Consider the following 1,496-nt stretch of genomic DNA (forward strand, 5'->3'; position numbering starts at 1 on the left):
TTGCCGGTACTTCTTCTTCGTCATCCACCACACCTTACCAAATGGCAAGGTGTTGCACTTCAGATTTGAGGACGCCGGGATTCTACGGGATGGGCGCCGCTATGCGGCCAGACGGTGCTCGTAGTACGGCTAGCTGCGGTCATCGAAGATGGCATCGACAGCGGCCAGATTCTTGGCGTCGGGATGCAGCAGGGCTGCCAACGTGCAGGCTTGATTGGGACGGGTCATGGCCTGCTGCAGGTAAGCGCGCTATGGCAGAGGGGAAAGCAAACGCAGGCCAATCGTGAAGAATCGTTCCCCTGTACCCCCACCGAACACGTTGCCGTAGGTTGTGTCGAGCTGCACTCGGTCCTTCACCACCAAAAGCGTAAGCCCGCTTGAAATGACTCCGGAACCAGATATACACTCGGGTGGAGTTGGGTTTCCGTGCCGATCCCCCAAGATAGCCTGCGCTCGCCAGCTTCCGTGTCGCGATTGGCGCCGACATTTAGGTGCGTGACAAAGCGGTCATCAACGAACGAGAACGACACTGGCACGTTGATGTACAGGTTTCCGAACAACTTCTCTCTTTGGCGTTCGGGTGTTGCACGACTCCGACTGCCAGCGCAATACCGAATCCATTGGTCTCCAGCGGCTTGAGCACGGTCTTCCCTGGAACTGCACGTTGGTGGCACATTGCCGCCCACACGCTGCAGCGATCCGCCCGGCGTCAGGTCGATATTTCCGGAGGGTTGCATCCCGGTAATGCCCAGAGTTCATTGCCGCCAGACTGGAATTGCATCGGGTATCCATGAGACGCTGCAACTTATTGCCATCCATAGCGTTGAAAGGATGCCTTGCATCGATGGCGTCATGGTCATGTAGGCCAACAGGGTTGCCAGCAGTCAAGGAAATAACCCTGCCGAGGAACCCTACCACAAGCCCTTGACCGCGCAATGACGGCGTGCCTTCTGCATGGCATCAGTCTGGTGAACTCCGAATGACCCAGCACCGGGTGTGCCAAAGCCACGTTATCCATGATAAATGTTGCGTGGCGTCGGGCACGGGATGCTTTCCCATTGCACAGAACGCACACCATGCTCCAGCCCAAGTTGACCGACCAGGCGCGACAGTGCGGCTCGCCCGGATACTGTGCTGGTCACCACAAGCGCGAACCGCGCGAGGCTGCTGGCGGGTCGTGCCATTCCAGCCGATCTTGGGACAGAAAGCGATAGGCAGCGGCCGTTTCTGCCCAGCCCCCACAAGCGCTCGGGATGCTCGCCGATGGCGCCTCTGCCCAACTCGCTGCCACCACTTGTTTGCCTCAACAGCCGATTCGAAACCGCGAGCAAACGCCTTCTTCGCTCGGCTTACAACCCCGTCGTCACAACTTGTGTGTAATGCAATGGGCTTAAGGGCGTATCTTGGTCAGCCCCCAACCTAGCGGCGCGGCCACAATGGCTGAAAGTGGCCGGGTGTATGAAGGATATGCACGAGCCGGCCTTGCTGACCAAGAA

At 58.6% G+C, this 1,496-nt stretch carries 1 protein-coding gene; it reads right to left on the bottom strand.

The features are described 5' to 3' along the window. Positions 1 to 1,138: 1,138 nt before the first annotated feature. Entirely contained in the window at positions 1,139 to 1,294 is a 156-nt protein-coding gene (locus J8I34_RS33965) for a transposase DNA-binding-containing protein (protein ID WP_371748207.1), read from the bottom strand. Between the last annotated feature and the right edge of the window lie 202 nt (positions 1,295 to 1,496).

The organism is Cupriavidus phytohabitans (assembly GCF_017815025.1).
In the GTDB taxonomy this organism is placed as follows: Bacteria; Pseudomonadota; Gammaproteobacteria; order Burkholderiales; family Burkholderiaceae; genus Cupriavidus.